General features: G+C 42.5%; 29 protein-coding genes. 11 read left to right on the forward strand and 18 right to left on the reverse strand.

Annotation, left to right across the window (positions count from 1 at the left end; genetic code table 11):
• Window positions 1-29: 29 nt before the first annotated feature.
• From RMO68_RS08225 to RMO68_RS08235, 3 genes are read right to left on the reverse strand one after another with little or no spacing between them, the layout of a single operon-like run.
• Complete coding sequence (locus RMO68_RS08225; RefSeq protein ID WP_310440315.1) at window positions 30-1,694, reverse strand: FAD-dependent oxidoreductase; 1,665 nt, start codon at window positions 1,692-1,694, stop codon at window positions 30-32.
• Window positions 1,684-2,805 carry an aldo/keto reductase gene (locus RMO68_RS08230; RefSeq protein ID WP_310440247.1) on the reverse strand — a complete coding sequence of 374 codons (1,122 nt, stop codon included), beginning with the start codon at window positions 2,803-2,805 and terminating at the stop codon, window positions 1,684-1,686. The genes RMO68_RS08225 and RMO68_RS08230 overlap by 11 nt, the downstream gene beginning before the upstream one ends.
• Window positions 2,805-3,782 (reverse strand): iron-sulfur cluster assembly scaffold protein, encoded by a 978-nt coding sequence (locus tag RMO68_RS08235; RefSeq protein ID WP_310440248.1) that lies wholly within the window; start codon window positions 3,780-3,782, stop codon window positions 2,805-2,807. Before RMO68_RS08235 ends, RMO68_RS08230 begins: the two co-directional genes overlap by 1 nt.
• 206 nt (window positions 3,783-3,988) lie before the next feature.
• On the opposite strand from RMO68_RS08235, the gene RMO68_RS08240 reads away from it, so the two are divergent.
• The 6 genes from RMO68_RS08240 (at window position 3,989) to RMO68_RS08265 (ending at window position 8,477) form a co-directional block, all read left to right on the forward strand.
• Window positions 3,989-4,384 carry a P-II family nitrogen regulator gene (locus tag RMO68_RS08240; RefSeq protein ID WP_310440249.1) on the forward strand — a complete coding sequence of 132 codons (396 nt, stop codon included), beginning with the start codon at window positions 3,989-3,991 and terminating at the stop codon, window positions 4,382-4,384.
• A 107-nt stretch (window positions 4,385-4,491) separates the two neighbouring features.
• Window positions 4,492-6,246 carry an aspartate--tRNA ligase gene (gene aspS, locus RMO68_RS08245; protein ID WP_310440250.1) on the forward strand — a complete coding sequence of 585 codons (1,755 nt, stop codon included), beginning with the start codon at window positions 4,492-4,494 and terminating at the stop codon, window positions 6,244-6,246.
• A gap of 3 nt (window positions 6,247-6,249) precedes the next feature.
• Window positions 6,250-6,822: an adenylate kinase gene (locus tag RMO68_RS08250; protein ID WP_310440251.1), complete on the forward strand. Its 573-nt coding sequence runs from the start codon at window positions 6,250-6,252 to the stop codon at window positions 6,820-6,822.
• A 14-nt stretch (window positions 6,823-6,836) separates the two neighbouring features.
• Window positions 6,837-7,484 carry an adenylate kinase gene (gene adk, locus RMO68_RS08255; RefSeq protein ID WP_310440252.1) on the forward strand — a complete coding sequence of 216 codons (648 nt, stop codon included), beginning with the start codon at window positions 6,837-6,839 and terminating at the stop codon, window positions 7,482-7,484.
• A 45-nt stretch (window positions 7,485-7,529) separates the two neighbouring features.
• Window positions 7,530-8,279: a competence/damage-inducible protein A gene (locus RMO68_RS08260; protein WP_310440253.1), complete on the forward strand. Its 750-nt coding sequence runs from the start codon at window positions 7,530-7,532 to the stop codon at window positions 8,277-8,279.
• A gap of 57 nt (window positions 8,280-8,336) precedes the next feature.
• Window positions 8,337-8,477 carry a hypothetical protein gene (locus RMO68_RS08265; RefSeq protein ID WP_310440254.1) on the forward strand — a complete coding sequence of 47 codons (141 nt, stop codon included), beginning with the start codon at window positions 8,337-8,339 and terminating at the stop codon, window positions 8,475-8,477.
• A 9-nt stretch (window positions 8,478-8,486) separates the two neighbouring features.
• On the opposite strand, the gene htpX is transcribed toward RMO68_RS08265, so the two are convergent.
• Window positions 8,487-9,377, reverse strand: a complete 891-nt coding sequence (gene htpX / locus RMO68_RS08270) for a zinc metalloprotease HtpX (protein WP_310440255.1) — start codon at window positions 9,375-9,377, stop codon at window positions 8,487-8,489.
• Window positions 9,364-9,849 (reverse strand): ankyrin repeat domain-containing protein, encoded by a 486-nt coding sequence (locus tag RMO68_RS08275; protein WP_310440256.1) that lies wholly within the window; start codon window positions 9,847-9,849, stop codon window positions 9,364-9,366. The genes htpX and RMO68_RS08275 overlap by 14 nt, the downstream gene beginning before the upstream one ends.
• A 106-nt stretch (window positions 9,850-9,955) precedes the next feature.
• On the opposite strand from RMO68_RS08275, the gene RMO68_RS08280 reads away from it, so the two are divergent.
• Window positions 9,956-11,152 (forward strand): tetrahydrodipicolinate N-succinyltransferase N-terminal domain-containing protein, encoded by a 1,197-nt coding sequence (locus RMO68_RS08280; protein WP_310440258.1) that lies wholly within the window; start codon window positions 9,956-9,958, stop codon window positions 11,150-11,152.
• 71 nt (window positions 11,153-11,223) lie between these two features.
• On the forward strand, window positions 11,224-11,529 hold the full coding sequence (locus RMO68_RS08285; protein ID WP_310440259.1) for a flagellar basal body rod C-terminal domain-containing protein: 306 nt from the start codon (window positions 11,224-11,226) through the stop codon (window positions 11,527-11,529).
• A 1-nt stretch (window position 11,530) separates the two neighbouring features.
• Here the strand turns inward: RMO68_RS08285 and RMO68_RS08290 are convergent, their stop codons facing one another.
• The 10 genes from RMO68_RS08290 to RMO68_RS08335 form a co-directional block, all read right to left on the reverse strand.
• Entirely contained in the window at window positions 11,531-12,997 is a 1,467-nt protein-coding gene (locus RMO68_RS08290) for an SH3 domain-containing protein (RefSeq protein ID WP_310440260.1), read from the reverse strand.
• A 14-nt stretch (window positions 12,998-13,011) separates the two neighbouring features.
• A complete protein-coding gene (locus RMO68_RS08295; RefSeq protein WP_310440261.1) occupies window positions 13,012-13,671 on the reverse strand; it encodes a S24 family peptidase in 660 nt (219 codons plus the stop codon).
• A gap of 333 nt (window positions 13,672-14,004) precedes the next feature.
• Entirely contained in the window at window positions 14,005-14,475 is a 471-nt protein-coding gene (locus RMO68_RS08300) for a tRNA (cytidine(34)-2'-O)-methyltransferase (protein ID WP_310440262.1), read from the reverse strand.
• A complete protein-coding gene (gene purU, locus RMO68_RS08305; protein WP_310440263.1) occupies window positions 14,476-15,315 on the reverse strand; it encodes a formyltetrahydrofolate deformylase in 840 nt (279 codons plus the stop codon).
• 26 nt (window positions 15,316-15,341) lie between these two features.
• Window positions 15,342-15,710, reverse strand: a complete 369-nt coding sequence (locus RMO68_RS08310) for a CiaD-like domain-containing protein (protein WP_310440264.1) — start codon at window positions 15,708-15,710, stop codon at window positions 15,342-15,344.
• The gene (locus RMO68_RS08315) at window positions 15,701-15,949 is read right to left on the reverse strand and encodes a tetratricopeptide repeat protein (protein ID WP_310440265.1); all 249 of its coding nucleotides are present in this window, start codon (window positions 15,947-15,949) and stop codon (window positions 15,701-15,703) included. The genes RMO68_RS08310 and RMO68_RS08315 overlap by 10 nt, the downstream gene beginning before the upstream one ends.
• The gene (gene leuB / locus RMO68_RS08320) at window positions 15,937-17,013 is read right to left on the reverse strand and encodes a 3-isopropylmalate dehydrogenase (protein ID WP_310440266.1); all 1,077 of its coding nucleotides are present in this window, start codon (window positions 17,011-17,013) and stop codon (window positions 15,937-15,939) included. The genes RMO68_RS08315 and leuB overlap by 13 nt, the downstream gene beginning before the upstream one ends.
• Before the next feature lie 3 nt (window positions 17,014-17,016).
• The gene (locus RMO68_RS08325) at window positions 17,017-17,520 is read right to left on the reverse strand and encodes a 3-isopropylmalate dehydratase small subunit (RefSeq protein WP_310440267.1); all 504 of its coding nucleotides are present in this window, start codon (window positions 17,518-17,520) and stop codon (window positions 17,017-17,019) included.
• Window positions 17,521-17,617: 97 nt separating this feature from the next.
• Entirely contained in the window at window positions 17,618-18,406 is a 789-nt protein-coding gene (flgG, locus tag RMO68_RS08330; RefSeq protein WP_310440268.1) for a flagellar basal-body rod protein FlgG, read from the reverse strand.
• 18 nt (window positions 18,407-18,424) lie between these two features.
• Window positions 18,425-19,237, reverse strand: a complete 813-nt coding sequence (locus RMO68_RS08335; RefSeq protein ID WP_310440269.1) for a flagellar hook-basal body protein — start codon at window positions 19,235-19,237, stop codon at window positions 18,425-18,427.
• Between the two features lie 145 nt (window positions 19,238-19,382).
• Here RMO68_RS08335 and rpoD point away from each other — a divergent pair, with 145 nt between their 5' ends.
• Window positions 19,383-21,245: an RNA polymerase sigma factor RpoD gene (gene rpoD / locus RMO68_RS08340; protein ID WP_310440270.1), complete on the forward strand. Its 1,863-nt coding sequence runs from the start codon at window positions 19,383-19,385 to the stop codon at window positions 21,243-21,245.
• Complete coding sequence (locus RMO68_RS08345) at window positions 21,245-21,931, forward strand: hypothetical protein (protein WP_310440271.1); 687 nt, start codon at window positions 21,245-21,247, stop codon at window positions 21,929-21,931. Before rpoD ends, RMO68_RS08345 begins: the two co-directional genes overlap by 1 nt.
• Here RMO68_RS08345 and RMO68_RS08350 read toward each other — a convergent pair.
• From RMO68_RS08350 to hemL, 3 genes are read right to left on the reverse strand one after another with little or no spacing between them, the layout of a single operon-like run.
• A complete protein-coding gene (locus RMO68_RS08350; protein WP_310440272.1) occupies window positions 21,915-22,343 on the reverse strand; it encodes a hypothetical protein in 429 nt (142 codons plus the stop codon). The two genes, RMO68_RS08345 and RMO68_RS08350, sit on opposite strands and share 17 nt — an antisense overlap.
• Window positions 22,344-22,345: 2 nt before the next feature.
• Window positions 22,346-22,648: an AtpZ/AtpI family protein gene (locus tag RMO68_RS08355; RefSeq protein WP_310440273.1), complete on the reverse strand. Its 303-nt coding sequence runs from the start codon at window positions 22,646-22,648 to the stop codon at window positions 22,346-22,348.
• Window positions 22,645-23,931 (reverse strand): glutamate-1-semialdehyde 2,1-aminomutase, encoded by a 1,287-nt coding sequence (gene hemL / locus RMO68_RS08360; RefSeq protein WP_310440274.1) that lies wholly within the window; start codon window positions 23,929-23,931, stop codon window positions 22,645-22,647. The genes RMO68_RS08355 and hemL overlap by 4 nt, the downstream gene beginning before the upstream one ends.
• A 99-nt stretch (window positions 23,932-24,030) precedes the next feature.
• Here hemL and tgt point away from each other — a divergent pair, with 99 nt between their 5' ends.
• Window positions 24,031-25,152 (forward strand): tRNA guanosine(34) transglycosylase Tgt, encoded by a 1,122-nt coding sequence (gene tgt / locus RMO68_RS08365; protein ID WP_310440275.1) that lies wholly within the window; start codon window positions 24,031-24,033, stop codon window positions 25,150-25,152.
• The last annotated feature ends 1 nt before the right edge of the window (window position 25,153 follow it).

The raw sequence follows: 25,153 nt of genomic DNA on the forward strand, positions 1-25,153 counted from the left end.
ATTCCTTATATTTAATAATATTAAATTCTTTACCCGATTTGGGTTTGAAAAAACTTTCGTATTCGATGCCACCAGTCCGAAGAGAGGTGTCCCTCGAAACTGATTCGTAAAAAGGTCTTCGTCAAACGACGGATTATGGTATTGACTTCATAATTTTTATCATCTTTATCCGGAAAATCATTCCGGTAATGGCTTCCCCGCGACTCTTCACGTCCCAATGCCGACATTAGCATCGCTTCGGCAACGGTAAGCGAGTTGCGAAATTCGATAATCGATAATAGTTCTACATTATCACTGCGTTCTTTATTAATACAACACAGTCCTGATGACATTTTCATCAGATAATGGATATATTCTAAAGAAGAAGCCAAAGAATCGTGGGTGCGAAATACCCCTGCGTTATTATAGAGATTATTACCGAGGTTGCGACGCATCGTATTGATGTTAAAGCGATTTTCACCTTCCAAAATGGTCTCAACGTATCTGGATTCTTTATTCACCAAGGCATAGTCAATCGGATGAAACTCCCCTCTTTTTGCCGCACGTGCAGCTTCCAACCCCGCTACACGACCGAAATAGGCCGCTTCAAGTAAACTGTTCCCTCCGAGTCGATTAGCCCCGTGTACCCCACTGTAGGCACATTCACCGCATACAAAAACATTATCGATATCGGTAGAGGTATCGTTCCGACTCCATATCCCTCCCATAGTGTAATGGGCTGAGGGGGTAATAGGTAACAATTCGGTAAGGATATCGATCCCTGCCCCGTTAAGAGCATGTTTACGAGCCGAGGGAAGCTTCTTATCGATCAGCTCTTCTCCCAAATGGCGAAAATCCAAATAAACACTATGTCCGGAGAGTTGATGTTTAACAATATCGCGAGAAAGCTTATCACGTGTTTGCAACTCATCCGTGAAACGCTCACCGCTCTCATCAACGATAAACGCCCCCTCACCCCGTGCCGCTTCACTGATCAATGTCCCGCTGTTTGCTAATGTTGTCGGATGGAATTGAACAAACTCCATATTGACTAATCTCATTTTAGCTCTTAATGCAATAGCCAGGATATCCCCACTAGCCTCTTGCGAGTTAGTCGAGTGTCCGCGATAAATGCCTGCGAATCCGCCTCCCGCCAATATAAGAGACTTACAGGCAAACGCGATCACGTTTGAATCACGTCTACGTAAAAGGGTTATGCCGGAAAGTTTGTCGTTAAACGTAGCAATAGAGAGCATCACGTGGTTCTGTAAAATCTCTACCCCCTCTTTACGACATTGCACGAGGAGTGTTTGAGTAATCGATGAACCTGTTTTATCGGCAATATAACAGGTTCGTTTTGCTTTGGTTCCTCCAAAAGGGCGCTGAGCAACGGCACCGTTTTCTTGGGTATCAAATACGACACCCATCTCTCGCAGCTCATTGATGATCTCTTCCCCGCCGGTTGCCATTGCACTGACAGAAGACAAACGTCCTAACCTATCGGCCCCTTTTAAGGTATCGGCAATATGATCACGAATTGAATCATGCTGTGTTGTTTGAAGTACAGCATTAATCCCTCCAGATGCAACGGCAGAATTGCACCGTAACGGAGTACTCTTACAAATTAGGGCGACATGCAAACCTGCCCGCCGAGCATACAACGCTGCATAGAGTCCTGAGATACCGCTTCCGACGACGATTACATCATACAGCATAACTGTCACTCATCATACTATTCATCGATTCGGCAGAAGCGGCAGGCAGATATGCCAAAATCGCATTATCCACGACATGCGAAGGATCAACCGCACCGAATATCGCACTAATCGCTCCGGCAGAACGGGCAAACTGCAATGCGCTCGCCACATCGTTTAATTCTGATGTTCTCATCAATTCACCGATTTTTGAAGCAAACGGACGCTTAAAAAGATTTTTTTGAAGTAACGGCGAAGAACCAAAATAGGTAATTCCATAAGAGGCACATGCATGCATCAAAGGATAATACATTCCGTCCTCACATTGTTGATTTGAATAGCCGTATGCATGCGGTTTTGCAAGATTAAAAGGGCTCTGAATGTATTTAAAGCCATGATTATCTCCTCCAATACGTCGGGCAATTTCAACTATTTTTGCCAATGAAACGTATTCGGTATGATCCGCTTCATATAAAAATCCGTTCCATGCCGCAATTCCGTAACTAACAATCTTTTTCTCTCTAATTAATGCTTCAAAAAGGGTAAATGCCGCTTCAATACGGCGATAAAACGTCTCTTGATCCACATAACCGAGTTGTGTTTCAGGATTATGCAAATAGAAGATATCCAATGTCTCAATACCCAGATTTTTGAGAGATTGTTCACAACTCCAGCGTAAGAAATCAGGACTCATGCAGTGCTGATCAATAACAATTTCCTCTTTTGAGGCCAGTCCAGCTTGAATAACATTTTGCTGTATCCAACTGTATGGATTCTCAGGGAAAGGGAAATCTAAAGGGATAAATCCCGCTTTAGAAGCAATTATCACCTCTTGACGTGTAATTTCACCCGCTGCAAACATCTCATTCAACGCTTCACCGATCTCGCGTTCACTGATTTGGTAGCGGTAATTGATTGCCGTATCGACCAAGTTGATACCGTTGCGCAATGCGGTTTTGATTGCCTCGGCAAAGTTGATAATGTAATTATCTTCTTTGTACGGTTCTGCTTTATAGGTTCCGATTCCGAGAGAGGAAAAAAACAATTCTCCGTTAAAACGGTAAAAGTCACGAGAGTATTTACCGAATTTTTTGAGATACCCGAATGTCCCCTCTTTGGTTGCCCGTGACATTAAACCACCATCACTCGCAAGTTAGTTTTGAGTTTGAAATTAAGCATATCCTGCATACCGGCGAGAGTAGTCGTGGTATTCATCGAACAGCTCATACACTCACCTTTGTATTGGATGTAGAGTTCGTGTTCACCGTCGATCTCTTTAAGATCGATCACTTCAACATCCCCGTGGTCAGCTTTGAGTGTAGGACGGATGTACTCTTCGAGGATTGATTCGATACTGCGGAGTTTTTGTACCAAACTCATCGCATTAAAGTTTCCGTCCCCTTTGGCTTCTTTGATTTTTTTGCTGATCGCCTCTTTTTGAAGTTCAGCTGTTATCTCGGAGAGCATATCGACAAGATAGACATCTTTTTTCTCATGCCCGCCCGGTTTAATACACGATTTACAAAAACCGCCCGCTTTGGTGTAATCAGTAATTTGTTCAATTGTTTCAAGTTTATTAAGACGGATAACCTCTTTAAGCGTATCAAGACTAACACGGGCACATTCACAGACAATAAATTCGGTCTCAAACTCCGACATATCGACCCCTTTATAGATCGATGCCGCTTTTTTAATCACATCATACGCCATTACCGAACAGTGCATTTTTTGCCCCGGAACGGCTGGAATATCTTCTTCATCACGAAGTGCTTTTTCTACATCAATATTGGTAATTTTTAACGCTTCATCAACTGTTTTTTCCATACAGAGTTCTGCCATCATGTCTGAACTGGCAATCGCTGTACCGCATCCGAAACTTTTAAATCGACTTTTCACAATCACATCATTTTTAGGATCGATCATCCAGTACAAACGCACCGCATCCCCACAGCTCTCTGCACCGAAATCGGCAATAATAAGTTTTTTTTCTGCAGCATCTGCTTCTTCTTGAGTAATCTCACCCATATTGATCGGATCATTCATCCGACGTTGCACCTCAGATGAGTACTCTTCCCATAATGCTCCGCCGATCAGTGTGTCTCGTGCCATAGTTAACTCCTTAGTGGATCTTCGTTAATCGAACCATTGCAAATGGTGTTCTAGTTGAAAAACTACATTTTTGTTATTCATCAGATTGAGAATCAAATATGCATTCAATTTTTAATGAGTTGCCTATAAAATAATCAACTCCCTGGTGAATGCTCACCTGTATTCAACCTATAATGACACTATCATAAACCCTTAAGGAGTCCAAAATGGTTCAGATTACTGCTGTATTCAACCGTCACTGTTTAAATGATGTTCTTCGAGAACTGTTCGATAATGAGATTGAAGGGGTCACGGTTACCGAAGTAATCGGAAAAGGTTCACTTGGAATCGCCGAAAAAAACAACGCACCCGATCTGTATCCGAAAGTAATGATTTTTGTCGTAGTATCCAACGAAAAAACAAAAGACATTACAATGGAAGCAATCCGTGCCCATACACAAGATTTAGGCCACGGTGCAGGTAAAATGTGGGTTACTCCGGTTCTTGAAGTTGAACGTATCCGTACAGGGGAAAAAGATGAATCAGCATTGACCCAGCCGATCCCGCGTACAACTGCAAAAAGCAACACTTTTTTCACTGCCGTCGATACACCTTCGAGTTAACCTGCTTAATTTTTAGTACACCCGCCAAGCGGTGTACTCAACACTATTATCAAACCAAAAGTTTCTACCCGCTATAATTGCGAAAAATATAATCTAAGGACTTTGCATTGAGAAGTCATTTTTGTACCGATTTAAGTGAAGCAAACGTAGGCGATAACGTCGTCTTGTGCGGTTGGGCGAATAGCTACCGTGACCACGGAGGAATTGTTTTTATCGACTTACGTGATAAAAGCGGTCTGATTCAACTCGTGTGTGACCCTGCCGACAATGCCCACGCGCATAAGCTTGCCAGCGAAGTACGTGACGAATTCGTCCTCATCGCTCACGGACGTGTCCGTAACCGTGGCGAAGGTCTCGTCAATCCCCGCCTTAAAACCGGTGCTATCGAAGTGGTCGTCGAAGAGCTGATCATCGAAAACCGTTCTGAGCCCGTCCCATTCGGAATCGGCGACAACAATGTCGGTGAAGAAATCCGCCTTAAATACCGCTACCTTGATCTGCGTAATCCAGCCATGTACAACACCTTTATGCTCCGTTCAAAAGCGGCCATCGCGGCACGTAATGTACTCGATCGCCTCGGATTTTTGGAAGTGGAAACCCCGATTTTGACCAAATCTACCCCAGAGGGGGCACGTGACTATCTCGTACCGAGCCGTGTACACGAGGGTGAGTTCTACGCCCTGCCACAATCCCCGCAACTCTTTAAACAACTTTTGATGGTGGGCGGATTTGACCGCTATTTCCAAATCGCAAAATGTTTCCGTGACGAAGATTTGCGTGCCGATCGTCAACCTGAATTTACCCAAATCGACGTCGAAATGAGCTTCTGTAACCAAGAAGACGTTATCCGTGTCGCCGAAGAGTTAATTACTGGGATGTTTGCTGCTGCAGGACACGAAGTCCATACGCCGTTCAACCGTATCAAATATTCCGATGCGATGGAGTGGTATGGTTCCGACAAACCCGATCTCAGATACGATCTTAAAATGGTTGATGTGATCGATATCTTCGCCCGTTGTGACAACGAAATTTTTACGGGAATCGCGGCTAATCCTAAAATGAACCGTATCAAAGCGCTTCGTGTTCCGGGTGCCGATTTAGCGTTCTCGAAACGTGAGATGAAAAGTTTCGAAGATTATGTCCGTAAATTCGGGGCTAAAGGTCTCGGTTACTTCCAAATGAAAGAGGACGGTCTCAAAGGACCTCTAGAGAAATTCTTCTCCCCTGAAGATCTCCAGCTCCTCATTGATCGTACGGGAATGGAAGTGGGCGACGTCGTCTTCTTCGGTGCGGGAGACAAAAAAACCGTGTGGGATTATATGGGACGTTTCCGCATCTTCATCGCCGAACATGAGAAAATGAACCTAATCGACAAAGATCGCTTCGAATTTGTCTGGGTTGTTGACTTTCCGATGTTCGAGATCGAAGAGGGTCGTGTTAAAGCCCTTCACCACCCGTTCACCATGCCGCGTGATTTGAACCACGAGCATCTTGAAGATATCGAATCGATTGCGTACGATATTGTCCTCAACGGAACCGAACTCGGCGGAGGATCGATCCGTATCCACAAACAAGCGCTTCAAGAGCAAATCTTCACCCTTCTAGGGATTGAAGAAGAGGAAGCTCAAGAGAAATTCGGGTTCCTCCTCGATGCACTCAAATTCGGAGCACCTCCACACGGCGGATTTGCTATCGGGTTTGATCGTTTTATGATGCTATTGTCTAAAAAAGATAGTATCCGTGACGTCATCGCATTCCCGAAAACACAAAAAGCCTCTTGTATTATGACGCAGGCACCAAGTCCGGTTGAGTTGACACAACTTCGCGAGCTTCACATTCGCCTACGCGAAAGTGCCAAATAACGCATGAAGAAACTTTTCCTTATTATCGGCGCACCGGGTTCAGGAAAAACAACCGATGCCCAGATCATAGCTCAACGCAACGACGATTCAATCGTTCATTACTCTACCGGTGATCTCCTCCGCGCCGAAGTAGCCAGCGGAAGCGAACGCGGACAACTCATTCACAGCTTTATCAGCCGTGGTCTTATCGTCCCTATCGAGATCGCAATCGACACCATCACCAGTGCCATCAAAACAGCCTCTTCCGATGTTATTTTATTCGACGGTTATCCCCGTTCATTAGAGCAAATGAATGAACTGGACAAATTCCTCGCTTCTGATAACGAGATAGAACTTGTCAGTGTCATTGAAGTGGTTGTCAGTGAAGAGGTGGCACGTGATCGCGTTCTCGGACGTTCACGCGGCGCAGACGATAAGGTAGAAGTATTTAACAATCGTATGAGCGTTTATACCGATCCTTTGGCGGATATACAAAGCTTTTATGAATCCAAAAAACTTCTCAAAAAAATCGACGGTGAACGCTCTATCGAAGCGATTGTCGATGAGATGGAACTCTTTATTGAATCAAAAATCTAATCATAGGAAGTAATATGAAAATCATTTTATTAGGTGCTCCGGGTGCCGGAAAAGGGACACAAGCACAGTTTTTGACCAAAGCATTCGATATCCCTCAAATCTCCACGGGTGATATGCTTCGCGCCGCGATCAAAGCGGGAACCGAGCTGGGAACATTGGCGAAGTCGTTTATGGATTCAGGTAAACTCGTTACCGATGAAATCATTATCGGTCTCGTCAAAGAGCGTATTTTAGAAGATGATTGTAAAAACGGTTTTCTCCTTGATGGTTTTCCACGTACCGTTCCTCAAGCCGATGCACTCAAAGAAGCGGGTGTAGCGATCGATGCCGTAATCGAGATCGATGTTGCCGACAGTGTTATCGTTGAGCGTATGTCAGGACGTCGTGCCCACCTCGCTTCAGGTCGAACGTATCACGTTGTTTTCAACCCGCCGAAAGTGGAAGATAAAGATGATGAAACAGGTGAAGAGTTGGTACAACGTGCTGATGATAAAGCTGAAGTGGTATTGGATCGGCTCCGTGTCTACCACGAGCAAACTGCACCTCTTGTCAACTACTACCAAGGTGTTGCGTCAGTTGATAGCTCGGTCAAATATATCACCATCGACGGAACTCAAAAAATCGATGTTGTCGAAAAAGAGATTTTAGAAAAACTCAAATAATTTTCCTTCTCCCCTTATGGGGGAATCTCGTGTTATAATCCTCTTATGAAAAATCCCCATTTTTATGCCGTTATCATCGGTTCTGAAATCCTAAACGGTCGTCGCGAAGATAAGCATTTTCTTTTTATTCGTGATGCTCTCATCTCTCGCGGTTTTACCCTCTTCTCTTCATTTATCATCAAAGACGACCCTATTTTAATCCGTAATACATTTATGATGATAAAAGACGACCCGAATGCCGTAATGTTCAGTTTCGGCGGAATCGGCTCCACCCCCGATGATTTAACACGCCAGATTGCCTCTGATGTATTCGGTAATGGAATTCTCTATCCGCATGAACAATTTACACATGACATTATCGAACGCTTTGGCGATGCGGCCTATCCTCACCGCATCCATATGGCGGAATTACCGAAAAATTCTGAACTGCTTCACAACGTTGTCAATAATATGTCAGGATTCTATTTGGAGGATCGCTACTTCTTTATGCCGGGATTCCCGGAGATGTCTCATCCGATGGTCGAAGAAGCACTAAAGTGTTTTTACCCACAAGCATCACTTCGTTTCCGCCTGACATTAATCGCACAAACTTCTGAAAATACCCTGATTGAAGTTATGGAAAAAATGGATCAAAGCGTCGAATTTTCATCTTTACCTATGATAAACGGAGGAAATCCTATTGTAGAAATTTCAGTGGCATCAGAAGATAGTAATTTATGTCACAAAAATTTTAATCTCTTTATTCAGGCGTTAGAATCAAAATCTATCCCGTATGAAATCACCGAAAATAATTAAAAATAAACATTTTATTTAAATGGTCGATTTACTTATATCAAGGATGTAGGAGATAACATGGGTAAAATGAGCTTTTTACTTATTGGATTGGGAATCAGTGCCGTTATTTATATACTTTATCGTCATACTTTTCTAAAAACCCCGAAAAAGAAAATACCGAGAAAACCTCATTTCACTCTCAAAATAGAGCCTGAATAATAATTCTCGTTAAACATAATGGCGATCATAAAGTTTATTTTGTTCATTTTCGGCTGATAACTCTTCTTTTAAAGCCTCCAAACGCTCCAATCTCTGCTGTGTCGTAGGATGGGTACGAAAAAGATTGGAAAAAGAAAAATTTTTACCCTCAAACGGACTAACGATCAACATATGCGCATTTTCGGGTGTAGCTCCATGAACCTCTCCGCGCACATTATAATTTGTAAGTTTTATTAACGCATTTTGTAGCCATTCAGGATGCCCAGTGAGACGTGCCGCCCCTTCATCCGCCATGAACTCTCGTGAACGGCTAATTGTCATTTGTATAATACTCGCCGCTATCGGCAACAAAATGGCCATCACAATCATTATAATCGGATTTCCGCGATTATTACGACTACCGAACATTGCTCCGAATTGAAGCATATTGGCGATAAATGCAACCGCACCCGCAATCGTCGCCGCAACAGTCGCAACGAGAATATCACGATGGGCGACATGAGAAAGTTCATGTGCCATCACCCCCTCTATTTCATCTTCGTTCAGTAGTTCAAGCAATCCGGTTGTTATCGCAACTGCGGCATGTTCAGGATTGCGCCCCGTTGCAAATGCATTGGGAATATGATCATGAACGATATAGATCTTCGGCATAGGAAGCTCAGCCCGTTCTACTAACCGTTCAACAACACGATAGAGCATCGGGGCTTCACGGGGATCTACTTCTTGTGCATTATAGTGTTTGAGGATCATCGTATCGGAAAAATAGTAAGCATAGAAGTTCATACCACCGGCCATCACCAAAGCAATGAACATACCCTCCTGCCCTCCGAGATATCCTCCGATAAAAACAAATAAAATGCTCAGCGATCCAAGCAATAAAAAAGTTTTAATCTGTTCCACTCTTTTCTCCTTGCAATAGAGCTAAAATCGATTTCTTGTGCATTTTACGGGCAAAATCAAGTGCGCTGAGTCCATGATTATCTCTGGCCGTAATATCAACACCTTTTTCAATCAATTTTTTAATTACTTCGACCCGACCATAACATACGGCTCCCATCAGTGGGGTGAATCCGCTGCGACGTGTCGGACGATTAACATCAAATCCACCGTCAATCAAACGTTCGATTATCGCAAGAACATTGTAAGTGACCGCTACATCAAAAACACTTACCCCCTCATTGTCAACATGATTCAAATCAGCCCCGTTATCGATCAAAAGATCTAAAATATCACTATCACAATGGTAGCGCATCGCAAAACAGATGACCGATTCGCCGTTCTCTTCTGCCGAATTCGGATTTCCGCCGATTTTAAGGTATTTTTTTATTCCGAGATAGTCGTTTGCTTTTAATAAAGTAATCCAGTGTTCCATAATAAATCCATTCAAAAATATGATCGTAGTATAACACGCAACATTCAACCCATACATAGGCTCTTATGGTAAAATTCTCTATTAATTTTACACCAAGAGAGAAAATATGGAAATTTTAGAGACCGAAGCCGCTTTTAAAGCATGTGTGCAAGAGATTCAAAACACCGCTGGATACAAAAATCCTCTTGGATTCGGTATCTGCCGTGTTGATTTCGGTCAGCTTGATGGTTCTAAAATCCTGCAAGCGACCTATCCGCATATTAACTGGAACGAAAACTTCGGTAGTGCGGCAATCTTTATCAAAAGTGCGCAAGAGCAAGGATGTGTAATCGATTTTAATACCGATGAAGTTATCATCCCCGTAACCCTTAAATTTTTAGAAGGGTGTTTAAATGCATTTACCCCTTACTCCGACGAAGCTTACGGTGATGCACACAAAAATATCCAAGTGATCTCAGCCCTTTACAACCAAATCAAAGAGCGCGGTATGCGTGATGGTGAATTCCGTCTCGTTATCCTTTTCAATGACGTTGCTTGTACGAGCGTCGAGGGAACCTACCTTAAACTCTATGCCCTCTCTACTTCCAAAGCGGCTCTTCGTTCACTAAACCTAAACGGTGCATTCGGTGCACTGCACAACGTTGCTTGGTCGGACGGTCAGCCGATAGAGCTCGAATGGCTCCGTGAAAACGAAATCGAACTCAAATTTGCCAACGAATATCCGAAAATCGATTTTGTTGACAAATTCCCACGCTATCTCCAACATATCATCCCTGCAAACAATACCCGAGTATTAGACGATTCAAAAGTCCGTTTCGGCGCACAACTCCATGCAGGTACTACGATCATGCCGGGTGCAAGTTATGTCAACTTCAATGCGGGAACCACGGGTGTCAGCATGGTTGAGGGGCGGATATCAAGTTCTGCCGTTGTAGGTGATGGTTCAGACGTCGGTGGAGGAGCTTCCATTCTCGGTGTTCTCAGCGGTACTGACGGTATTCCTGTTACCATCGGAAAGAATACTCTATTGGGCGCCAACTCGGTTACCGGTATTGCGCTCGGTGATGGATGTATCGTCGATGCGGGGATTGCCGTATTAGCGGGAACCAAATTTGCGGTAAGTGCCGAGGAACTCCAAAAAATCCAAGAAGCCAACCCATCAAAAACACTGAGTGGAGTGAGCTTTAAAGGGAAAGATTTGGTAGGACTAAACGGTATTCACTACCGTCAAGACTCCACAACGGGACAATTGCTCATCCGCCGCTCAACTCGTGAAGTTAAATTAAACGCAGATTTACACTAATCTCTATTTTCTATCACCGTTTAAGGTGATGGATTCTATACTGATACATCATTTAAACAAAGGAGCTAACCATGATAAGCTCAAACGTCTCTTCCATCGCTTCCCATCAGACATGGATGAATAATAATGCTCATAATGTAGCGAATGTCAATACCGACGGTTTCACTCCCCAAAATACAACAATTAGTGAAACACAAAATGGAGGAACTAAAGCGAATACCGCGGAAGCCTCTGCAAAAGCCGGAGAAAAATCTCAAACCGATCTCTCGAAAGAGTTAACCGATCAAATGGTTATCGAAAAAGCAACACAATCCAATGTTCAGACTATAAGAACACAAGATGAGATGTACGGTTCCCTTCTCGATATTCGGGGATAAATTAAAGAGATTTCTTTTTAATAAATGTTTTGCCCTGACGGGTAAGTGTGAGTGGAGTTTTTGTAAAGATATTCATACTCTCTATCCGCGTGAGCAATTTCATTGCTGGATCAAATTCATCCAGTTCAGCTCCCAACTCTAAAGTACTAATAACCGCTTTTCCAATGATATGACGCCCCTTATTCCCCTGTTTATCAATCGTACGAATTCCCCAAATGTTATGCATTACCATGACACTTTCCTGATAAGTCCCAACATAAAGCAATACATGCCCTTTAAGATAGAGGATTGTCTCAAACGGAATACCGTACTCTTTAATAGCAAAGAGTTTTTCATCATCACTTAGCCCTGTAAAAGAGACTACTTCCCCCTTACGAGACTGTGATGCAGAATTCCTCGGAAGCCAAATCCCAAAAGGGGTCATAAAATCGCGTATCATGGAAGAGCAATCTCTCTCTCCGTACATACCGCCCCATCCATAAGTATTTTTGAGCAATTGTGTTCCGATTGCAATCAAGTCACTCTTATTTAATCGACTCACTCCAACGTGTGCTGAATGTTTAGGGAGAGACAAGATTTTAATAGTGTTATTGGAATCAACTGCTTTGACATAATAATATTCACCCTCCACGTGATCCAATGGCAATACCATTCCCACTCGGGAATAGGCCGCAAATCGATTTGCCTCATCGTGGAATGCAATATTATCTTCCGTAATAAATACTTTTTCCGATTTTTGAATCGATAAAGCTGTCGCATCATCAATAAAACTTACACCATCCGATGGAACCCAACCTGAAGCATTATTCGTAAAAATATAACTCCAAGCACCATCGTCTGAAATATGAGAGACAAATATAGGTTCATTGTAATTGACACTGCTGTTTTGTAAAAGATCAAAGGGATAACCGTCCCCTGCTTTTGAAGGATCTTTATAGAGCGGCTTATCGGTAGGAAGTGCCCGTATGTTCATCCATTTTAGGGTAATCGCTTTTTTATTGATTGAGCCGTATGCATCAAAATTGCTAATATTTTTTATCTCTTCGAACCATGAAGGAGATACAGGTCTGAGGTTACTCCCATATCCTCCTCTAAATGCACGCAAAGGCCACATAATCTCTTGAACTTTTTGGGGAGGGGCATTATAACCCCATGGAGAAAAATAGCGTCCGCCAAATGTTGTTTGTATTTCCAATAAACTTTCTCGATCAATGCCGTTTTGTTCAACATAAGGAACCATTGACTGTTCAAATCGTTCCAGATCATTAACTTTCGGGCCAAACTCAGGTAATTTCATATCAAGATCTTGAGGAAGCATACAGCAGAAAGGATCATCTAAAACACTTTGATTTACATCAAGCTTTGGAAGAGAAGTTAACGTTTTGGATGCGGAGACAACAGGTGTGTGGGTACTGCACCCGCTTAATGCCATCAATAAGATTCCACTCATCCAATAGGTAGTTTTCATTTCAATATCCAATTTTATTCAACTCCGCCAAATCGCCCTACGACCCTTCCGATGATTTCAACTTCATCTTTAGCGGCAACGTAAGTCGGATAGTCTTTATTATCTGAAATAATATCAAGTTTACCATCAATCCGTACTTGCAATCTCTTAATAAATAACCCATGTTCCGTACGAATCGTAAAAATTCCTCCACGACTAATATCGGTCTTAGAACGATTTATAAAAATAATATCGTTATAACTAAAAGAGGGCTCCATCGAATCACCCGATACATTTATCGCTTCAATATGTCGTAACTCTTTTTCACCGCCTAAGGAAAGGACAAAGTTATCTTCGAGCATCAGAGGTTCATATTCTAATTCTTCATTCTCAGCGCCTCCCCCTGCAGAGGCATTTACCGAAGAGAAATAACGAACCATATAAAAACGGTTAGTCGGTTCAATCAGACTTTCCGGAGATTGGTTATACAATAACCAGTTAATTGCAATCGAACGCTTAGCGCAAAAATCGAGTAATTCGGTAAAAGGAACTTTATTACGCTTTTTCATCGTCGCAAAATTCATTTGAGAAATATCCAATAACTCTGCGACATCTTTATCAAATACTTTTTTTTCGGGAAATTCAGAAGAGACGATATCTTTGATCGTCTCGACAATATCACTGAATGTTTTCATATTGAAATCCTTTTGATATATTGATAATGTATTGTAGGTATTATGACATATAATTTTATATTTTATGACAAAATGAAATATTTTTTACATTATTTTACAAACTATTCTACTATTTGCCTAATATAACTCAAGGAGCAGACAATGGCAAAGGTAATTCGCAGAGCTAACGGGTGGATGGATAAGTTCGAGATGAATATGGAGAGATGGGCAGAGAGACTGTTCTAATCCTCTTTATTGTCTCTTTCCATACGAGAAAGATGATATCCTCGAAAAATATAGACTAAGAAAAGAACCAGTAGGACGACAACTAAAGTATCAAGTATTTGCATCATTTTACATCATCTTTCGGTAAGAATTAAAATTTTGTTTGATTGCTTCGTAGAGGATGATTCCGCTGCTAATAGCAAGATTGAGACTACGCCCCTCTTTGGTCATCGGAATCGTCATTGTCTGATTTGGATACGCTTCTAAAATTTCAGAAGGGATTCCGGCGGTCTCGCTTCCAAAAAAGAGGAAATCTCCCTCTTCAAACTCCTGTTCAAAATAAGGACGATCCGTTTTAGTAGTGGCAAAGAAAAAACGTTCCCTCACCGGATGAGCCGCCATAAACTCATCGATATTTTCCCATACGTGTAAATCAATTTTATGCCAATAATCCAAACCAGCACGGCGAACCGCTTTTTCATCAATATCAAAGCCTATCGGTTTGATAAGATGAAGCGATGAAGCCGTATTAACGCAAAGCCGCCCGATAGCACCTGTATTATTAGGAATTTGGGGATTAACTAAAACAATGTTAAACATTTAAAAAATAATCGTTTTATTGGCATGAACAAAAATACGATCTTCCAATGCCAGTTTCAATGCTTTCGATAACACAATTTTTTCAACATCACGCCCTAATCGTTGCATCTCTTCCCATCCGTAAGCATGATTGACATGAATAACGTCTTGAGCGATAATAGGCCCCTCATCAAGATGATTATTGACAAAATGAGCTGTTGCTCCAATAATTTTAACACCCCGCTCATACGCTTGTTTGTAAGGGTTAGCACCGATAAAAGCAGGGAGAAACGAATGGTGAATATTAATAATTTTATCTTCATACGCCTCCACAAATTGTGGAGTCAAAATACGCATATATTTTGCCAATACAATATAATCAATCTCACCGAGTTGTGAAAGTTGGGCTATCACACGCTTTTCATGCTCATCTCGATCACATCCCTCATGCGATACCGTATAAAAAGGGATATTAAATTTAGAAACCAACGGTTCAAGCAGATCATAATTAGAGACAACACCGATAATATGACAATCGAGTTCACCCGCTTCGTATCGGATTAAAATATCACCCAACGCATGGGATTCTTTCGTTGCCATCAATACAACCCGTTTTTTACGGGGAGCAATCACTTCTAAATGAGCATTTGCAGGTAGAACTGCTTTAAGTTCGCTTCTGAGTACATCAGGAGCGATTTCACCGGCAACAACACTTCGCATAAAAAATTTATTATGCGCTTTATCTACAAATTCATTGTTAGAGATAATATTCAGATTACGGTGATAAAAAATACCGGATACTTTGTATACTAGCCCTTTTTCATCATTACAATGGATTAGTACTCTATAATGTTCATTCATTCATTAATCCTAAATTATACGCGTATTTACGATTCTTTAATCGTCTCTAAACGGTTATCGATGGTAGCAAGCAGATATTCAAAAAAATTAAGTGTCAAATCGACTTTAGCTTCTATTTGTTTGTTATTCGGTGATTGGAATCCCTCAAAAAGGACTAATAGCCGTTCTCTGATCCCCTCAAGCATTCGAGCTTCATCATCACGAACGGCATGAACTGTTTCGATTACGGTTTGAACAATCTCACTCTTGGGGTGTTGAGGAATTATTTCTTCTTTAGGGGCAAGAATCGGTTTTTCTTTTATTTTTAATACTTCCGTATTTTCAACAGGTTCCGACACCGTGGATAACTCTTCAATTTCGGCTAATGTAGATAAAATGACATCTTTTAGTTCCATGCGCGCAACAACCACCTTTCAAATTGAATAAATTCAGCCTCTTCTTCCATCTCAATGAAAAAAGTTTTCATTTCATTATTAACCCCTAAAAACTTTTTACGCATACCGGAAAGTCGGCGAATAGCAATTTTTGCATCGGCATTAGAGGGATCTTTTTTTAAAATCTCTTTGTAAATTTCAAGAGCATCTTCTTTCAGCCCTTGAAGCTCGTAAATATTTGCGAGAGTTAAAGTTTGCATTTTGCAGCAAAATTCGCGATGATAGAACCCATCTCGCTGGTTGAACAAACTTCTTTAGCACCGAATCCCGCGATATCTTTGGTACGATACCCTTCAGCCAGTGCATGCTTAATCCCATAATCAATGCGATCTGCGGCACGATTTTCTCCCAGCGCAAATCGGAGCATCATTGATGCACTCGCAATGGTTGCAATCGGATTAGCAATCCCCTGCCCCGCGATATCAGGAGCAGAACCGTGGATAGGCTCATACACGCCGATTTTAGCCCCTACTGAAGCTGATGGTAGTAAGCCGATAGAACCGGAGAGCATACTTGCTTCATCGCTCAATATATCTCCGAAAATATTTCCGGTCAGAATAACATCAAATTGTTTCGGATCACGAATTAACTGCATTGCCGCATTGTCAACATACATATGAGAAAGTTCTACTTCCGGATACTCTTTGGCAACCTCTTCGACCACTTCACGCCAAAGCTGGCTGACATCCAAAACATTCGCTTTATCCACCGAGCAAACACGTTTAGAACGTTCCATCGCGATTTTAAACGCGACGTGAGCGATACGGATCACTTCATCACGAGTGTACACCATCGTATTCCATCCACGATTCTCATCACGCCCTTTCGGTTCACCGAAATAGATACCGCCGATAAGCTCGCGAACAACCATCAAATCAACCCCTTTGACGATTTCAGGCTTCAATGAACTGGCATTGACGAGTTCATCGTACACATTAGCCGGACGAAGGTTAGCGAATACTCCTAACTCTTTACGAAAACGGAGTAACCCGCTCTCAGGGCGTTTCTCACGCGGAAGAGTATCCCATTTTGTTCCGCCGATAGCTCCAAAAAGGACTGCATCGCTTGCTAAAGAGATATCAATGGTCTCTTGCGGCAAAGGATCACCCGTTACATCATAAGCACATCCGCCCATAAGAGCTTCTTGGTAATTAAACTCTAAATTCTCACATGCCGCAACCGCATCTAAAACTTTAACCGCTTCGTCAACGATTTCAGGACCGATTCCGTCCCCTTTGATCAATGCAATATTATAACTTTTCATCAACTATTTCTCCTGAGCGGCAATTTCGGCTTCTGCATAATTCATCAAACCGCCTGCGGCAATAAGTTCTTGCATAAACGGCGGGATAGGGATAAAGTTATATACTTTTCCATTCGTCGTATTTGTGATGGTTCCCGCATCCATATCAATACTGACCGATTCACCCTCTTTAATCTCTAAGCTTTCGGGAAGTTCAAGAATCGGCAATCCCATATTAAACGCATTACGGTAAAAAATGCGGGCAAATGTCGGTGCGATAACCGCGGCGACTCCCGCAGCCTTAAGTGCGATAGGGGCATGTTCACGCGAAGAGCCGCATCCGAAGTTCTCATCGGCGACGATGATGTCACCCGGAACCATTTTATTCACGAATGTCGGATCTGCATCCTCCATGACATGTTTAGCCAGTTCTTTCGGGTCTGAGGTATTGAGATAACGGGCAGCGATAATCAAGTCAGTATCAATATCTTTACCGAAATTCCAAACTTTGCCTTCAATTTTTTGCATCAAAAATCCTATGGTACGTAAAATTGATTGGATTATAGCAAAGATGTGTTGAAAGAGTTTTAAATCCCGAAAAAAGGGATTTTAATATGAATCAATATTATCGTTTAAGACTATTGGTGGTTGCCAGCATTTCATCACTGGTCGTAATGACTTTTGAGTTGGCATCGTATGCACGTTGCCCCGTAATCAGGTCCGTAAGCTCAACGACTAATTGAACGTTTGAAAGTTCTACAAACCCTTGTCGGATATTCCCTAATCCATCAACCCCAGGAGTCCCTTCAACAGGCTGACCTGAACTGTCGGTCTCCACAAAAAGGTTATCTCCCATCGCATGCAAACCGGCAGGATTAATAAAGTTTGTTAATGAAATTTGTCCCACTTGAGTTGCCTGTGCTTGACCTGATTGTGTAACACTGACGATACCGTCGGTTCCGATACTAATGTTAATAGCATCTTCAGGAATAACTACTTCCGGAACCAATTTATAGCCGTCGGAGTTTACAATCGTACCGTTTTCATCAATTTTAAATGAACCATTACGGGTATACACTTCCGTTCCGTTAGGGAGTTCGAGTTTAAAGAACCCTTTTCCCGTAATCGCCGTATCGAGTGTGTTATCGGTTTGCTTCAAACTCCCCTCGGTAAAGATTTTATTGATCGCGGTAGGACGAACCCCTAGACCCACTTCAATCCCTGTCGGTGATTTGGTCGTATCACTGGTAGAGGTTCCGGCATACGTCATTACTTTGTACATCAAATCGGCAAATTCGGCACGAGACTTTTTGTATCCCATGGTGTTAACGTTGGCAATATTATTCGCCGTCGTATCGATTTGAGTTTGCATTGCCAGCATCCCGGTAGAGCTGGTGTAGAGTGATTGCATCATAGTTTTATCTCCTTAAACTTATCGACGTGTTACTGCGAGTTTTTCAATCGCATCACGGTTTAGATCATTCATTTGTGAATCCATCGCTTTTTGATACATTCCGACAAGACGGTTTGCTTCAACAAGTGCAATCATTTCATTGACCGCATTAACATTGCTCTTTTCAACAAATCCCTGCATAACACTTCCGCTCTGCGCTAATGGGGTAAGGGGATCGGCAGGATCAGGGATATAAAGGTTTTCACCCTCTTTATTTAGGTCTCGGATATTTTGCGGTTCAATAACCAAAAGTTTTTTGTTGGCTACCATTTGAGTCGTACCGGGCACATTGGTTGAAACTTGACCATTTTTGTCAATCGTAATAACACTGTCTTGCGGAGTAAACGTAATCGGTGTTTTATCGGCAGAGAGAACTTCATGCCCCTGTTTATTTACCAATTTGCCTTCATCGTTAATAGTAAAAGTTCCATCACGAGTAAGGCGAATCCCCTGCGGTGTCTGAACCGCGAAAAATTGTCCCTCTTTAGAAAGTGCCATATCAAAGGTATTATCCGTGCGTTGCATTGCTCCCAAAGTATGATCGGTATAGGAATCAGTAATTTGCGGCACTCTACTTAATGAGCGGTTAAAATATTGTGCTGCCTCTTCCGTATGGTTGGCAATCGGAAGCTCACTTTGTACCGTTTTAAATAAACGTGCAAAATCACCCGTGATCAATTGATCCCGTTTATACCCTGCCGTATTGGCGTTAGCAAGATTGGAAGCAATCGTATCCATACGATTAAACTGCGCTACCATCCCGCCTGTCGCCGCATAATATCCGGTCTGCATTTATCATCCTTGTGGAGTATTGAGACTTTGATAGCAACAAGTGTTCCACAGTATAAATATTCTCAAAATAAAAAGTATCGTAAGCTATTTAAGAAAAATTTCGGTATAATCCACCTCTTTTTAACGTTAAGGGAGTCCTCCTCGTATGAGTGTCAAAGATCTAAATAAACATCTCGAAACCCTATTTACCGAACATAAATCCAAAAATTGTCTCACCTATGAAACAATTGTTGATCCTTTTGACAAGCAACCCACCCTTGCACAAGCGAAAAATATCCTAAAACTGGCACAAAAACATAAAATCTGCCTTTTTACCTCTTCAGAGCATGCCAAGATGCTCAATCAACAAGAAGCGGCGGCCAAACGTGCCGCTCAGCTTAAATACATTGAAGAAGCAAGCGGTGATGAGTTTGACATTCTCAAACAACACGAACTTCTTGAGTGGTCACGTTCGGATTCTCCCGTACGTATGTACCTACGTGAAATGGGTCAAATTCCCCTTCTTACTAAAGAAGAAGAAGTTGAAATCTCCAAACGTATGGAGATGGGGGAAGGGATTATTATCGATGCGATCTGTTCCGTCCCGTATTTGATCGATTTTATCCTTGATTACAAAGATCCGCTTATCAACCGTGAACGCCGTGTAAAAGAACTTTTCAAAAGTTTTGAAGAGGCAGAAGAAGAAGAGAGCGATGACGATAGCGATGATGATGCTGATGAAGAAGAAACGAATGAAAAAGCCCCGTCGCTCAAAGATAAAAAACGGGTAGAAAAAGTGGTAACCAGCTTTAAAGCACTCGAAAAAGCAAAAAAAGAGTGGGTTAAAGCGACTGAGAAAATGTTAGATGAGCGTCCGATTGATGATATGGATGCGGAATATGTTCTCTTTTTCCTAAACGTCAGTTTCAAGAAAAAAATGCTTAAAGAAGCGTTGCTTGATCTTGGACCAACCTCAAAACTTATCAATGAGCTTGTCCGTTCGATGGAAACAGCCTTACGCAGTGATGAGGGGTTTGATCGCGAGTTGAAACGTCTTGAGTACAAACTCCCTCTTTTTAACGATCAACTTAAAAAGAATCACACATTGATTTTGAACAAAATTTGCGATTTGACCAAAGAAGAGATTTCAACCAAAGTTCCTGAAGCAACAATGGTAAGCACCTATATGGAGATCAAAAAACTGATCCAGACCAAAGAGGCTTCCAAAGGGGGCTTCAATATGGAGCCGGACAAACTGGCCGATATTTTGGAACAAATCAAACGGGGTAAAAATATTTCGGAAGTTTCTAAAACCCGTATGGCGAAATCGAACCTCCGTCTCGTTGTCTCCATCGCGAAACGTTATACCAACCGTGGTCTACCGTTCTTGGATTTGATCCAAGAGGGAAATATCGGATTGATGAAAGCGGTCGATAAATTCGAATACCAAAAAGGGTACAAGTTTTCGACCTACGCGACATGGTGGATCCGTCAGGCGATCAGCCGCGCTATCGCAGACCAAGCGCGTACCATCCGTATCCCGATCCATATGATCGAGACGATCAACCGTATTAATAAAATTATGCGTAAACATCTCCAAGAACACGGAAAAGAGCCGGATGTCGAAACCATCGCTGAAGAAGTAGGCTTGTCAGTTGAGAAAGTTAAAAACGTCATCAAAATTACCAAAGAGCCTATCTCGCTTGAAGCCCCTATCGGGAATGAAGAAGATGGCCGTTTCGGTGATTTTATCGAAGACAAAATGTCACTTTCACCGTCTGATGCTATCTTGAAAGATGATTTAAAAGTTCAAATCGAAAGTGTTCTTGAACAGCTCAATGAACGTGAAAAAGCGGTAATCAAAATGCGTTTCGGAATCATGGATGATGAGAGTGACCGTACCCTTGAAGAGATCGGTAAAGAGCTTAACGTTACCCGTGAGCGTGTCCGTCAGATCGAATCCAGTGCGATCAAAAAACTTAAACACCCTAAAGTGGGTCGTAAACTCAAAAATTATATCGAGGACTGATGACATTCGATCAGCAATGGATTGAATACGATTTTAATCCATTTATACTTTTTAACTCCGGCGGAAAAATCGTATCGCTCAATACCGAGGCACAATACCTCCTCGGCGCAATTGAAGCTTCCGCTATCTATAAAATTGCGACTACGTACGCCAATTCTTCCTTCGGATTTAAAACCACTTTTTTAGAACTTGAATTCGGCCGTTTTAAATTTTTTGGTATTACCGTCGGGTATGAAGATGAAGAAAAAATCGGTATCCGACTTTATCAGCTCCCCTCTTTCCAATTTACCGCCCAAAAACCGAACGGTCAGTTAGTCAATGTTTATACGTTAATCGATTTGTGTATCAGTTCCAATTCAATCGGCTCTTCTACGAAATATCCAAAAGAACTTGATCCGACTATTCCAGAAATTCGTCTTCACACCGAAATTTTTATCAAACTGCTTAATAAAATTTATATCTCTATGAACGGCAATGAAAAAATTCTTACAAGACTCTTTTTCCGTGTCGGTGAACATATCAAGTTCGAAGGGGAGAAATATTCCCTCTTCTCTATTGAGATCTCTGCCGATACGATTACTCGAAAATATTTACCGGAAATTACCCATTTAGCCGAAGAGAACAATCTCTTCGTTGATCAAAAAGAGAATAAAATCACAATCAATGTCCCTATGATTGTGAAATAAATAGTTTTTTAGAGATTAGATATCCGACGGGTATCCCTGCCGCTAAACCCAGAAGATAGGGTATTATGTTCAAAGCATGAGCATTTTCAAGTCCAATAAATCCGAGTATCAAAAAAGCATACGGTATTAATCGATAGACAGAGACCATAGCCGATACATTTTTGGTCGTATTTTCGATAATATTGCTCTTTTGACGCGCTTTTTCCTCTTTAATCATCTCTTTTATATCGGTTATCTCTGATTCGCGTTCCTCTTCGTACAAATCATACGGATCATCCATCATATCGATACTGTCTTTGACATCGTCTACATTAACCTCCCCGACACGGCTTTGAATCATATTGCGGTAAGAGTAGAGTGACCCCGTAACAATCAGCATCGAGGAGATCATCGCGACTAGAAAACTAAACATTTTTAGTCCTCATCATCGTCATCGTCATCTTTTTGGGATTTACCCATATTGTAGCGTGGATCTTTCGCCAACTTTTCGAACTCTTTGTATTGCTTGCTGTAGGCTTTGTAGATATTTAATAGTGCCGCTAAAATACCGATAGCGACACCTACCCATAAAAGCCACGTGATACCTGTCAGTTTTTTAAGCCCTAATCCTATCGCCACACCGATCAAGATAGCAACTACCATCGAAATGCCAAGTGAAAGTGTTTCAGCCCCCTCGATGATCGGTTTTAGTCTCGGTTTTTCCTCTTCTGCACTCATTGCATCTCTCCAAAAATTTTATCCGCCGCAGCAATCGTCTCTTCGATCATCATATCGGTCGTTGCGGTGGAGATAAAGCCCGTCTCAAACTGCGAGCACGCAAAATAAAATCCCGCATCCAACATTGCCGCATGAAAACAGGCAAAACGTGCCGTATCACTTTTCAACGCTTCAGCAAAATTGCCGACTGAATCATCGGAGAAGAAAAATCCGAACATTGACCCTCGGACATCGGTTTGTAATCCGATATTATGTTTCGCTGCCGCTTCCGCAAAACCGCTCATCAAACGCACAGCACGCGCTTCGAGGACACTAAATACACGTGCATTGGTTTTGAGTTTATGGATCGAAGCCAATCCTGCCGCCATCGCTACGGGGTTCCCGCTGAGGGTTCCCGCTTGATAGACTCCCCCCTCAGGAGAGAGATGTGCCATAATCTCACGACGACCTCCGAAAGCACCAACCGGCATACCCCCACCGATCACTTTACCCAGTGTTACCAAATCAGGTTTGGTTCCCGTGATACTCTCCGCTCCGTGCAGACATGCGCGGAAACCGCTCATTACTTCGTCAAAAATCAGCAATGCGCCGTATTCGTCACACACGGCGCGCAGTTCAGCCAGAAAATCTTTGGTCGCGGGAACGAGTCCCATATTTCCTGCAATCGGCTCGATGATCACACACGCGATCCCCGGACTATCTTTGAAGCACGCTCTAACACTCTCGATATTGTTGTATTCCGCCAACAACGTATGTTTCGTAAAATCAGCAGGAACACCCGGTGAACTCGGAGTTCCGAATGTCACGGCACCTGAACCTGCTTGAACAAGAAGTGCGTCACTGTGACCGTGGTAGCATCCCGTGAATTTAACGATATCATCACGCCCCGTAAATCCCCGAGCCAAACGGATGGCACTCATCACCGCTTCGGTTCCGCTACTCACAAAGCGAATTTTCTCGATTGAGTCATAAATAGAGATAATAAGTTCTGCCAAATCGTTCTCCGCTTCGGTAGGAGCACCGAAACTAAGACCGTGTTTGACCGCTTCGATTACGGCATTTTCGATAGACTCATCACGATGTCCGAAGATAAGCGGCCCCCAGCTCTGAACATAATCGACGTAACGATTTTCATCGATGTCGATTAAATAACCGCCTTCACCCTGTGCGATAAAACGGGGAATTCCACCGACGCTTTTAAAGGCACGTACGGGGGAGTTTACACCGCCGGGGATAAGATTTTGGGCTTTTTCAAAGGCTGCAAGGGAGTGTTCAATGCTCATTTATAATCCTAATTAATAGTATTTTTAATATTATAGCAAAATTGGGTTGTCCAAACGGCTCGTTATGCGCTAAAATAACAAAAAAAAATAAGGTCATTTATGCAATTTCACGTCGATGCTACGTGCGGCAATGCCAGAGCGTGCACCATTACCACGGCACATTCAACCATTCAAACCCCTATTTTTATGCCGGTGGGAACAGTCGGGAGTGTCAAAGCACTTGATATGGCCGATATGACGGAGCTTTTAGATACTCAAATTATTTTAGCCAATACTTATCATATGTACCTCCGTCCCGGAGATGAAACGGTAGCAAAGTTTGGCGGATTGCACGACTACACCACTTATCCGAATAGCTTTTTGACCGACAGCGGCGGATTTCAAGCATTCAGCCTCAGCGACATCTCCAAACCGACCGAATCGGGAATCGAATTTCGCAGTCACATCGACGGTTCAAAGCATTTTTTTACCCCTGAAAAAGTGATCGACATCCAAAACAATCTGAACAGCGATATTATGATGATTCTTGATGATCTCGTGGCACTACCAGCAACCCAAGAGCGTATAAAGACCTCGATTCAAAGAACAACCCAATGGGCGCAACAGTCGATTGATTACCATCGTAATAACCAAACCAAAGGGATCGGTGTAAACCAAAATATTTTTGCTATTATCCAAGGGGGAACGGATTTCAATTTTCGTACCCAATCGGCCGAAGAACTGTGCGCAATGGATTATGACGGATTTGCCATCGGAGGGCTCTCCGTCGGAGAAGCGAATAATCTTATGTACGATACGGTAGAACACACGACACCGCTCATGCCTCACGATAAACCACGTTATCTTATGGGAGTCGGAACCCCTGAGGATTTAGTCGAAAACATCGAACGGGGAGTCGATATGTTCGACTGTGTCATGCCAACCCGCAATGCCCGTAACGGTACCCTTTTTACGACGTTCGGCAAAGTTAATATCAAAGGGGCTATCTATAAATACGATGCGCAACCGATTGATCCTGATTGTCAGTGCTACACATGCCGCCGTTACAGCCGTGCGTATTTGCACCATCTCTTCCGATCCAAAGAACTGACTTATTTTCGCCTTGCATCACTCCATAACCTCCACTACTATCTGTGGCTGGTACGTCAAGCACGCGAAGCGATCTTAGCGGGAAAATTTGTTGAATTCAAAAAGGATTTTTATGCACGTCGCCAAAGCTAAA

This window comes from Sulfuricurvum sp., assembly GCF_031427015.1.
Classification (GTDB): domain Bacteria; phylum Campylobacterota; class Campylobacteria; order Campylobacterales; family Sulfurimonadaceae; genus Sulfuricurvum.

What these genes read in the sequence shown, in the direction of transcription:
- RMO68_RS08225 (WP_310440315.1), bottom strand. Translation starts at nt 1,694, where the DNA reads ATGCTGTATGATGTAATCGTCGTCGGAAGCGGTATCTCAGGACTCTAT.
- RMO68_RS08230 (WP_310440247.1), bottom strand. Translation starts at nt 2,805, where the DNA reads ATGTCACGGGCAACCAAAGAGGGGACATTCGGGTATCTCAAAAAATTC.
- RMO68_RS08235 (WP_310440248.1), bottom strand. Translation starts at nt 3,782, where the DNA reads ATGGCACGAGACACACTGATCGGCGGAGCATTATGGGAAGAGTACTCA.
- RMO68_RS08240 (WP_310440249.1), top strand. Translation starts at nt 3,989, where the DNA reads ATGGTTCAGATTACTGCTGTATTCAACCGTCACTGTTTAAATGATGTT.
- RMO68_RS08250 (WP_310440251.1), top strand. Translation starts at nt 6,250, where the DNA reads ATGAAGAAACTTTTCCTTATTATCGGCGCACCGGGTTCAGGAAAAACA.
- adk (WP_310440252.1), top strand. Translation starts at nt 6,837, where the DNA reads ATGAAAATCATTTTATTAGGTGCTCCGGGTGCCGGAAAAGGGACACAA.
- RMO68_RS08260 (WP_310440253.1), top strand. Translation starts at nt 7,530, where the DNA reads ATGAAAAATCCCCATTTTTATGCCGTTATCATCGGTTCTGAAATCCTA.
- RMO68_RS08265 (WP_310440254.1), top strand. Translation starts at nt 8,337, where the DNA reads ATGGGTAAAATGAGCTTTTTACTTATTGGATTGGGAATCAGTGCCGTT.
- RMO68_RS08275 (WP_310440256.1), bottom strand. Translation starts at nt 9,849, where the DNA reads ATGGAACACTGGATTACTTTATTAAAAGCAAACGACTATCTCGGAATA.
- RMO68_RS08280 (WP_310440258.1), top strand. Translation starts at nt 9,956, where the DNA reads ATGGAAATTTTAGAGACCGAAGCCGCTTTTAAAGCATGTGTGCAAGAG.
- RMO68_RS08285 (WP_310440259.1), top strand. Translation starts at nt 11,224, where the DNA reads ATGATAAGCTCAAACGTCTCTTCCATCGCTTCCCATCAGACATGGATG.
- RMO68_RS08290 (WP_310440260.1), bottom strand. Translation starts at nt 12,997, where the DNA reads ATGAAAACTACCTATTGGATGAGTGGAATCTTATTGATGGCATTAAGC.
- RMO68_RS08295 (WP_310440261.1), bottom strand. Translation starts at nt 13,671, where the DNA reads ATGAAAACATTCAGTGATATTGTCGAGACGATCAAAGATATCGTCTCT.
- RMO68_RS08300 (WP_310440262.1), bottom strand. Translation starts at nt 14,475, where the DNA reads ATGTTTAACATTGTTTTAGTTAATCCCCAAATTCCTAATAATACAGGT.
- purU (WP_310440263.1), bottom strand. Translation starts at nt 15,315, where the DNA reads ATGAATGAACATTATAGAGTACTAATCCATTGTAATGATGAAAAAGGG.
- RMO68_RS08310 (WP_310440264.1), bottom strand. Translation starts at nt 15,710, where the DNA reads ATGGAACTAAAAGATGTCATTTTATCTACATTAGCCGAAATTGAAGAG.
- RMO68_RS08315 (WP_310440265.1), bottom strand. Translation starts at nt 15,949, where the DNA reads ATGCAAACTTTAACTCTCGCAAATATTTACGAGCTTCAAGGGCTGAAA.
- leuB (WP_310440266.1), bottom strand. Translation starts at nt 17,013, where the DNA reads ATGAAAAGTTATAATATTGCATTGATCAAAGGGGACGGAATCGGTCCT.
- RMO68_RS08325 (WP_310440267.1), bottom strand. Translation starts at nt 17,520, where the DNA reads ATGCAAAAAATTGAAGGCAAAGTTTGGAATTTCGGTAAAGATATTGAT.
- flgG (WP_310440268.1), bottom strand. Translation starts at nt 18,406, where the DNA reads ATGATGCAATCACTCTACACCAGCTCTACCGGGATGCTGGCAATGCAA.
- RMO68_RS08335 (WP_310440269.1), bottom strand. Translation starts at nt 19,237, where the DNA reads ATGCAGACCGGATATTATGCGGCGACAGGCGGGATGGTAGCGCAGTTT.
- rpoD (WP_310440270.1), top strand. Translation starts at nt 19,383, where the DNA reads ATGAGTGTCAAAGATCTAAATAAACATCTCGAAACCCTATTTACCGAA.
- RMO68_RS08345 (WP_310440271.1), top strand. Translation starts at nt 21,245, where the DNA reads ATGACATTCGATCAGCAATGGATTGAATACGATTTTAATCCATTTATA.
- RMO68_RS08350 (WP_310440272.1), bottom strand. Translation starts at nt 22,343, where the DNA reads ATGTTTAGTTTTCTAGTCGCGATGATCTCCTCGATGCTGATTGTTACG.
- RMO68_RS08355 (WP_310440273.1), bottom strand. Translation starts at nt 22,648, where the DNA reads ATGAGTGCAGAAGAGGAAAAACCGAGACTAAAACCGATCATCGAGGGG.
- hemL (WP_310440274.1), bottom strand. Translation starts at nt 23,931, where the DNA reads ATGAGCATTGAACACTCCCTTGCAGCCTTTGAAAAAGCCCAAAATCTT.
- tgt (WP_310440275.1), top strand. Translation starts at nt 24,031, where the DNA reads ATGCAATTTCACGTCGATGCTACGTGCGGCAATGCCAGAGCGTGCACC.